2 protein-coding genes are annotated in these 9,661 nt (G+C 73.5%); both read left to right on the top strand.

Going from position 1 to position 9,661, the window contains the following annotated elements:
- The first annotated feature begins 3 nt into the window (after positions 1 to 3).
- Positions 4 to 8,997, top strand: coding sequence for an SDR family NAD(P)-dependent oxidoreductase (locus ACFZB9_RS36735; RefSeq protein WP_391454491.1), 8,994 nt, complete (start codon positions 4 to 6; stop codon positions 8,995 to 8,997).
- Positions 8,994 to 9,661, top strand: a 668-nt coding sequence (locus tag ACFZB9_RS36730; protein ID WP_391454489.1) for a formyltransferase family protein, incomplete at its 3' end; no start/stop codon positions are given. The genes ACFZB9_RS36735 and ACFZB9_RS36730, both read left to right, overlap by 4 nt.

Genomic DNA, 9,661 nt, shown 5'->3' with positions numbered 1-9,661 from the left:
CGGGTGCAGCGCGAGGCGGCCGACTGGCCCGCGCCCGAGGGGGAGCAGCCGCGCCGGGCCGGCCTCAGTTCGTTCGGCGCGGGTGGCGCCAACGCCCACCTGGTGCTGGCCGAGTCACCGCGCCTGGACCCGATCGCCGACCGCCCGGCCGGCGAGCAGCGCACCGCCGAGCCTGTCCTTTTCCTGCTCTCCGCGCGGGATGAGGAGCGGCTGCGCGCGTATGCGGGCGGGGCGGCGCGCTTCCTGGCCACCGAGCATGTGGAGTTGGCCGATCTCTGCTTCACCAGTCAGGTGGGGCGGGAGGCGATGGAGGCCCGGTTCGCCGTGCTCGCCACCGACGGCGCCGGCGTGCTCGCCGCGCTGCGTGATTTCGCTGACGGCGGTCCGCTGCCCGAACCCGCCGTGGGGGACCTCGGCGATCTGGCGCGGCGCTGGCTGGCCGGGGCCGAGGTGGACTGGGCGAGCTGGCACGCCGGGCGCCCTGGCCCGGCTCGGCGCCGGGTGCGTGCGCCGCGCTACCCGTTCGCCGCGGAGCGGTACTGGATCGAGCTGACCCCGCCCGCGCTCGGCGCCGGCGCGCTGCACCCGCTGGTGGACGCCAACGAGTCCACCGTGTCGGAGGTGCGGCTGCGCAAGACGCTGCGGGCGGGCGACCCGCTGCTGCGCGACCACGTGATCGAGGGCCGGGCGTTGCTGGCGGGCGCGGCCACCCTGGAGTTCGTGCGGGCGGCTGCCGCGCTGGTCGAGCCGGGTGTGCGGCACGCGCTGCGCGAAGTCCTCTGGGGCCGCGCGGTCGAGTTGCCGGCGGGCGAGCTGGCGCTCTACGCCGCCTTCCGGCCCGGCCCGCAGGCGCTGGACTTCGAGGTCTACAGCGAGGGAGCGCAGGGCCGGGTCACCCACGCCCGCGGCCGCGCCCTGCCCGGACCGGACACCGTGCCCGCCGCTACCGATCTGGACGCGCTGCGCGCCCGGCTCGCCCCGGTGCGCGATCGGGCCGGCGCCTACGCCGACTACCGGGCCGCGGGCTTCGGCTACGGCCCTTCCTTCCAGGTGATCGAGGAGATCCGCAGCGGCGAGGGCGAGGCGCTGTTGCGGCTGGTCGGTGGACCGGTGGACGAGGCTGTGGTGCTGGCGCCGGCGTTGCTCGACGGCGCGTTGCGGGCCTGCCACTGGGCCGGGCGGAGTACCGCGCCCCGGCCTGGCGAGCTGGCCGTGCCGTTCAGCCTCGGTGCCGTCGAGGTGTTCGCCGCGCTGCCCGCCGTCGTCTACGCGCACGCCCGGCTGATCTCCGAGAGTGCCGGGGTACGCCGCTTCGACCTCACCATCCACGACGAGCAGGGCCAGGTCCTGGCCGTGTTGCGGGACTTCGCCGGCCGGACGCCGAGCGCCCCGAGCGCCCCGGACATCGAGGGACCAGAGGCTGGTTCGCCGCGCGCCTACCAGCCGTACTGGCGTACCGCAGTCGAGCCGGAGCCCGGTACGGCGGCCGGAACCCTGTTGCTGGTCGGCGAACTGCCGGGCCTGGAGCCCGCGCTGGCCGCGACCGGGGCATGGCAGCGGATCGTCACCGTCGCCGAAGACCCCGACCGGATCGCCGGGTTGCTCACCGAACTGGGCGAACTGGGTGAACTTCCGGGTCTGGATGTGGCCTTCGTCTCGGGTCTGGCCGACGCACCCGCCTTCGCGCACGATGCCACCGATGCTCGGGCGCTGGACACCGAGTTGGACCGGGCCTGCTTCGCGGTGCTGGAGGTGCTGCGCGCGGTCGAGTCGGGGGTGCTTCAGGGGCGGGTGCGCTGTGTGATCGCTCACCCGCAGGACGATGGGCAGGACCGTGCGGGGCGCGCGGCGCTGGCAGGCTTCGCCCGCTCCACCGGCCCGATCGCCCCCCGCCTCGAACTGCTCACCCTCGGCCTGCCCGCGAGCGCGGCCGCCGCCGAGGCGGCTGCCGCACTGGTCGTCGAGCTGCGCGCCGCACCGCGTGCGGCTGGGCTGGAGGTGCGCCGCACCCCGGCCGGTGGCCGGGAGGTGCGCGTGCTGCGCGCGCTGCCGGACGCCGTTTCGGTCGGTTCGCCGTTGCGCGAGCGGGGCGTCTATGTGATCACCGGCGGCAGCGGGGCGATCGGCCGGCTGCTGGCCGAGCACCTCGCCCGCAGTTTCCGGGCTCGTCTGGTGCTGATCGGTCGCTCCGCGCCGGACGTCGAGACGGCGCGCTGGCAGCAGTCGCTGACCGAGCACGGCGCGCAGGTGCTCGCGCTGCGCGCGGATGTGGTGCGGGCCGGGGAGCTGGCGGCGGCGCTGGCCGTGGCCAGGGAGCGCTTCGGACAACTGCACGGGGTGTTCCACCTGGCCGGGGTGGCCGACGACGGGCGGGCCACTGATGGTGGCCGGGAGCGGTTCGCCCGGGTGCTGGCGGCCAAGACCCGGGGCCTGGTCCACCTGGACCAGCTGACCCGCGAGGACGCCCTGGACCTGTTCACGGTGTTCTCCTCGGTCTCCTCGCTGGTCGGCGACTTCGGCGCGGCGAGCTACGCCACCGCGAACCGTTTCGCCGACCTGTACATCGCGCGCCGTGAGGCCTGGGTGGGCGAGGGTGTCAGGAGTGGGCGCAGTCTCGCGCTGGACTGGCCGCTGTGGTCGGTCGGCGGGGTCGACGCGCTGGTGCGGGCCGAGGAGTTGACCGCTTACACCCGGCGCAGCGGCATGCCCGCGCTCACCGCCGAGCAGGCGCTGGGTGCCTTCGAGTACGCGCTGAGGGCCGGCGTGTCCTGGCTGCTGCCCGCCTGGGGCGAGGCGGCGACGATGGACGCGGCACTGCTGGAGCGAGCGGAGCCGTCACGGCCCGCACCCGCACCCGAACCCGTCTCAACCCCCGCGCCGGCGACTGCTTCCGCGAGTGATGGTCGGCGCACGCGGGCGGCGGTGGTGGAGTACCTGCGCACGGTGCTCTCCGGGGTGCTCAAGCTGCCCGCGGGGCGGCTGGACAGCCGGGTCGCGCTCGACGACTACGGTCTGGACTCGGTGCTGGTCATGGAGTCCAACACGCTGCTCGGCAAGGACTTCCCTGGGCTGCGCGGCACCGTCTTCTTCGAGTGCCGCACCGTGGACGAGCTGGCCGATCACCTGCTCGCGGAGCACCCGGAGGCGGTGGCCCGCACGTTCCCCGAAGCCACCTCAACCGCTCCAACTCCCCTGCAAGCCGCCCCAGTCCCAGTCCCAGTCCCAGTCCCTGCCCCTACCCCTGCGTCGGTGCGCCCGGAGCCGGCCGGCGATGAGCCGATTGCGATCATCGGTATCAGTGGGCGTTATCCGCAGGCCCGTGATCTGGATGAGTTCTGGCGCAACCTCGCGGCCGGGCGTGACTGTGTGACCGAGGTTCCCGCGGACCGTTGGGATGCCGAGGCGCTGTTCGATGCTGATCCGGCGGCGCCGGGCCGTAGTTACAGCCGTTGGGGCGGTTTCCTGTCGGATGTGGACTCGTTCGACTCGTTGTTCTTCCAGATCTCGCCGGCGCAGGCTCGTTCGATGGATCCGCAGGAGCGGCTCTTCCTGGAGACGGCGTGGTCGGCGCTGGAGAACGCGGGCTACCCGCCCTCGCGTATCCCCGCTCCGCGGTTCGGCGGTCAGGGCCATGATGTCGGGGTCTTCGTGGGTGTCATGTGGGACGACTACGCGATCCTCGCGGCGGCGGAGTCGGCGCGCGGCAACCATCAGGTGGTGCTTGCCAACCGGTCGGCGATCGCCAACCAGGTCTCCTACTTCGGTGACTTCCGCGGTCCGAGTGTGGTGGTGGACACGGCTTGTTCGGCTTCGCTGGTGGCCCTGCACCAGGCCTGTGAGAGCCTGCGCCGTGGTGAGTGTTCCTATGCCATCGCCGGTGGCGTCAATGTGGCGGTGCATCCGGACAAGTACGTGCACCTGAGCCGTAAGACGATGCTGGCCTCGGACGGGCGCTGCCGGGCGTTCGGTGCGGGGGGCAGCGGTTATGTGCCGGGTGAGGGTGTGGGCGCGGTGCTGCTCAAGCCGCTCTCGCGGGCGGTCGCGGACGGTGACACGATCCACGCCGTGATCCGGTCGACCGCCGTCAATCACGGTGGGCGCACCAGCGGTTTCACTGTCCCCAACCCGCACGCCCAGCAGGCCCTGGTGGAGCAGGCGCTGGCCGCCGCCGGGATCAGCGCCCGCAGCATCGGGTGTCTGGAGGCGCACGGTACCGGCACGGCGCTGGGCGATCCGATCGAACACACGGCGCTGGCGCAGGCGTTCGCCAAGCACACCGCCGACACGGGCTTCTGTGCGCTGGGTTCGGTGAAGTCCGCGATCGGGCATCTGGAGGGCGCGGCCGGGATCGCGGGGGTCACCAAGGCGGTGTTGCAGCTGCGGAACGGTACCCTGCTGCCCACCCTGCACGCCGAGGAGTCCAACCCGGTCATCGACTTCACCCGCTCGCCGTTCACCCTCCAGCGGGAGAGCGCGCCCTGGCCGCAGCCGCGTGATGCCGAGGGCCGGGTGCTGCCGCGTCGGGCCGCCGTCAGCTCCTTCGGGGCGGGTGGGACCAACGCGCATGTGATCCTGGAGGAGTACCTCGCCCCGGAGCAGTCCGCTGCCCCGGCTGGGCCGGGCTCGCCCGAGCTGATCGTTCTCTCGGCCCGGGATGAGGGCCGACTGCGCGCGTACGCGGCCGAGTTGGGCCGCGCGCTGAGCGCCCCCGCGCATCCGATCCACTCGGTCCAGCCGGTGCGGCTGGCCGACCTCGCCTACACGCTGCGGGTGGGGCGGGAGGCGATGGGCGAGCGGCTGGCGTTCGTCGCGGGCGACCTCGCGGAGGCGGCCGAGCGGTTCGCCGCTGTCGGGCGCGGCGAGGGCGGGCAGTGGCTGCACCATGGGCAGGTCAGGCAACACCCGCCGCTGGAAGGCTTGTTCACCGAGGGCAGCGGCGGTGAGGAGTTCCTGGCGGCCCAGGTGCGCGCCGACGGGGACGACCTGCTGGCCCGGCTCTGGGTCTGCGGTATCGCCCTGGACTGGGACCTGGTGCACCGGCTGCGCCCCGCCGCCCGGCGCCGGGTGCCGCTGCCGACCTACCCGTTCGAGCGGGTGCGGCACTGGCTCGACCTGGGAGCTGCGGCAACAGCCGTGCCCGTTCCTGTAGTTGGCCAGCCTGGCCGATCCTGGCGGCGGATCCTCGCAGCCGGTGAACCGGTGCTGCGCGATCATGTGGTCGCCGGGCGCCCGATCCTGCCGGGGGTCGGTCACCTCGACCTGGTCGCCGAGGCTCGCGGCGGGCTGATCGGCCAGGCGCTGGCTGACGTGCGCTGGGTGGCGCCGTTGGCCGTGGAGGGTACTGAGGAGCAGGTCGAGGTCCGGTTCGAGGACGAGCAGGGCGGGGAGCGCTACGAGGTGCTGGGCGCCGACGGCGCGGTGCGTTCGCGTGGGCGGCTGGTGGCCGCACCGCCCGCGCCCGGGGCGGTGGACCTCGCCGCGCTGCGGGCGGGTCTTTCGGCCGGCCCCGACGGGGAGGCTTTCTACCGGCTGCTCGCCGGGCAGGGGTTGCCGTACGGGCCGTTCTTCCGTCGGGTCGAGCAGGTGTGGACCGGTCGGGAGGAGGTGCTCGGCCGGATCGGCGCGGTCGCCGAGGAGGCGGCCCACCTGCTGCACCCGGGTGTGCTGGATGCCGCGCTGCACACTGTCGCGGCGTTGCTGGTGCGGCGTCGTGGCGGGCAGGCCCGGCCGATGCTGCCTTTCGCGGTGGACCGGGTGGAGGTCTTCGGCCCGGTGCCACCGGCCGGCTGGTCGCACGTGCGGGAGACCGGGCCCGACCGGTGTGACGTGCTGGTGCTGGACGAGGCGGGCGCGGTGCGGGTGCGCTTCACCGGCCTGACCTACCGGGAGGCCAAGCCCCCGCTGCGGGTCGGCTACCGACCCACCTGGACGCCCCAGCCCGCCGAGGGCACGGCCGCGGCGGCGCCCGCCGTGGACCGGGTGCTGCTGGTCGGCGCGCGGCTGGAGGCGGCGGGTCCGGACGGGGCGCTGGCCGCGGGCATCGCTGAGGCCCACCGGGGTGCGCGGCTGGTGCGGCTGGCGATCGGCCCGGGCGGCCTCACCGATGCCGAGCTGGACCGGGCGCTGAGTGAGGTGGGCGGCCCCGAGCTGGTCTACTTCCTCGGCGCGGAGCCGGAGCGCGAGCCCGTTGACCGCGCGGGGGTGCGGGCGGCGTTGGAGGAGAGTGTGGTCTCGCTCTACCGTCTGGTGCGCGCGCTTGACCGGCACCGTTTGTTGGAGCGGGAGTTGGGTCTGAAGGTTGTCACCGCCGGTGTCCATCCGCTGGAGGCGGGTGACGACTCGCGGCCGTGGGCGGCGGGGCTGGCCGGGCTGGCGATGGTGGTCGGCAAGGAGTTTCCGAACCTGAAGGTGGCGCTGGTCGACCTGCGCGCGGCGGAGGCCGAGGCTGCGGTGGCCGAGGTGGTGGCCGAGCCGTTCGCGGCCAGGCCGGTGCCGGTCTCGCTGCGCGCCGGGGTGCGGCGGGTGCGGGTGCTGGAGCGGGTCGAACTGCCGCAGCAGGCAGGCAGGTTGCGTCAGGGCGGGGTGTATCTGATCATCGGTGGTCTGGGTGCGGTGGGGCGTGATACCTGCCGGTATCTGGCCCGGGCCTACGGTGCCAGGCTGGTTGTGGTCGGGCGTTCCCCGCTGGATGGGCCCCGGCGTGAGAGGGTGGCCGAGCTGGAGGCGGCCGGGGCCCGGGTGCGTCATCTCGCGCTGGATGCCACCGACCCGGTCGCGCTCGGTGAGGCGATCGCCTTCGCCAAGCGGGAGTTCGGCGCGCTGCACGGTGTGGTCAACGCCGCGATGGTGCTGGTCAACCAGGTGGTCCGGGAGCTGCCGGAGGAGGGGCTGCGCGCGGCACTGGAGTCCAAGACGGACGCCACCTGGAGCGTCCTGCGGGCAACGGCCGGGGAGCATTTGGATTTCGTGCTCTTCTACTCCTCCGGGGTCGCCTTCGAGGGCAACCACGGTCAGGCGGGCTACGCGGCGGGCTGCACCTTCGCTGACGCGTACGCGCTGCATGCCGCGCGCACCCTGCCCTTCCCGGTGCGGGTGCTCAACCTGGGGTACTGGAACGCGGGTGGCGACGAGGAGCGCGAGCGGGTGCTGCGCCGTTTCGAGGCGGCCGGGATCCGGCCGATGACGGCGGAGCAGGGTATGGCGGTGGTCGAGCGGGTGCTCGGTGGTGAGCTGCCGCAGTTGCTGGCGCTCGACGCGGATCAGCGGATCCTGGACAACCTGGGCGTGGCGCCGGAGCGCACCCTGAGCGTGCTGCCGGGTACCGTCCCGGCCGTGCTGCCCGTCGTCCACCCCCGCCACAGAGGCCTGCCAGAAGGCGAGCTGATGGAGCATCAGCTCGCGGTGGTGGAGCTTGAGGAGCTCGCTCATCGTCTGCTGGCGGCGGCGCTGGACCGGGCTGGGCTGTTCGAGGCGGTCGGGCACGGGTGTTCGCGTGCCGAACTGGCCGCCCGAATAGGCGTGGTGGCCGGGCATGCGGCGCTCTTCCAGGTGCAGCTCGACATGCTGGCCGGCGCCGGGTACCTGCGGATCGACGGCGACCGGGTGAGTGCTGGGGGCCGTGCGGTCGAGGGGGAGGCGGGGGCGGTCCGTGAGCTCGAAGAGCTGGTGGATCGTCGGAAGAGTGTGGCCCCGGTGGCGGAGTTGCTGCGGGACTGTCTGGCGGTGCTGCCCGAGGTGCTCACCGGGCGGATCGGCGCGATGGAGGTGCTCTTCCCGGACGGTTCGCCCGAGCGGGTGGCCGCCGTGTACCGGGGTGATCCGGTCACCGACCGGTGCAACGCGGAGGTGGCCCGGCTGATCGTCGAGCAGGTCCAGGCCCGGCTGGCCGCCGCCCCCGGCGCCACGGTGCGGGTGCTGGAGGTGGGTGCCGGCACGGGTGGCACCAGCACGGCGGTGCTCGCCGCGCTGGCGCCGTACGGGGACTCGGTCGACTACCTCTTCACCGACGTGTCGCCGGCCTTCGTCCGCAAGGGCCGCCAACGCTTCGGCGTGGACTACCCGTTCGCGCGGTTCGAGGTGCTGGACATCGAGGCGGAACTGGCCGGGCAGCCGGCCGCCGCGCTCGGCGGAAACGATGTGGTCTTCGGCACCAACGTGTTCCACGCCACCGGCCGGCTGGGTCACACTCTGGCGCAGACCAAGCGGCTGCTGGTGGCGGGTGGCGTGCTGCTGCTCGTCGAGGGCACGCGGGCGCAGCATCAGCTGGCGTTGGTCTTCGGCCTGACGACGGGTTGGTGGCTGTTCGCCGACCCCGAGCAGCGGTTGCCCGGTTCGCCGCTGGCGAGTGAGCGGCAGTGGCGGGACGCGTTGGGGGCCTGCGGCTTCGGGCACCTGAGTGCGGCCTCGCCGACCACCGAGGCGGGCCCGGCCTTCCAGAGCGTGATCGCCGCGGTCAGCGACGGCCTGGTGCCCGCCAGTCACCAGGCTGCACCCACAGCCTCCGTGCCCGTGGCCCAGGTCTCCGTCGAGCCCCCGGTTGCGGCGCGTCAGGACGATGCGTTGGAGCGGGTGACGGCGGTTTTCGCCAGGGTGCTGGAGATGGCCCCGGAGCAGCTGGACCCTGACCTCACCTTCGAGAACTACGGGGTGGACTCGCTGGTGACCCTGGAGCTGACCCGTGCTCTGGAGGCGGTCTACGGGCCGCAGTCGGCGACGCTGTTGTTCGAGCGGATCACCATCCGGCGCCTCGCCGAGTACTTCCGAGCCGAAGCACCACCGGCCCGAACCCCGGCCTCGGTGCAGGCACAGGCACCGGCGCCGGCGCAGTCACCGACCCCGGCCCCGGCTCCGGCCCGGCCCGCGCCGGAGCGTGTGTCTGAGCCCGCTGCGGCCGGTGAGGTGGAGAGCTTGGTGGCGGGTCTGTCGGATGCGGCTGTCGACGAGTTGTTGGCCGAGCTGCTGGCTCAGCGTGGCGAGAGCGAAGGAGGCGGGCGATGAGCGTGGAGCCGTTCAGCTGCGTGGTGGTGGGTGAGGAGGCGCTGCTGGTCGAGTGCACCAGGCTGCTGCTGGCGCGCGGGCACACGGTCACGGCCGTGGTCTCTCCGTCGGAGGAACTGGCCGGCTGGGCAAGGGCGGAGGGCCTGGCGGCGGTGCCGTTCGGGCCGGACCTGGCGGAGCGGCTGGCGCCGCTGCGTTTCGACTACCTGTTCAGTATCGCCAACCTGCGGATCCTGCCGGATGAGGTGCTGGCGCTGCCCGCCCGGCTGCCGGTCAACTTCCACGACGGTCCGCTGCCCCGGCACGCCGGTCTCTTCGCCACCAGCTGGGCGATCCTGGACGGCGACAAGCAGCACGGCGTGACCTGGCATGTGATGACCAGTGAGGCCGACACCGGCGATGTGCTCAAGCAGCGCGTCGTCCCGGTCGGGTCGGCGGCCACGGTGCACGATCTGGACGTGGCCTGCTTCGAGGCGGGTGTCGAGTCCTTCGGTGAGCTGGTCGACGAGCTGGCGGCCGGTACCGCCGTCCGCACTCCGCAGGACCTCAAACTGCGCAGCTACCACGGCAAGTTCGACGGGCTGCCGCGCGGCGGGGTCTTCGACTGGCGGCGCCCGGCCGCCGAACTGGACGCCCTGGTGCGGGCCACCGCGTTCGGGCGGCG

Source organism: Kitasatospora sp. NPDC008050 (genome assembly GCF_042957465.1).
Classification (GTDB): domain Bacteria; phylum Actinomycetota; class Actinomycetes; order Streptomycetales; family Streptomycetaceae; genus Kitasatospora.
This window is presented reverse-complemented; position numbering and strand designations above follow the sequence as displayed.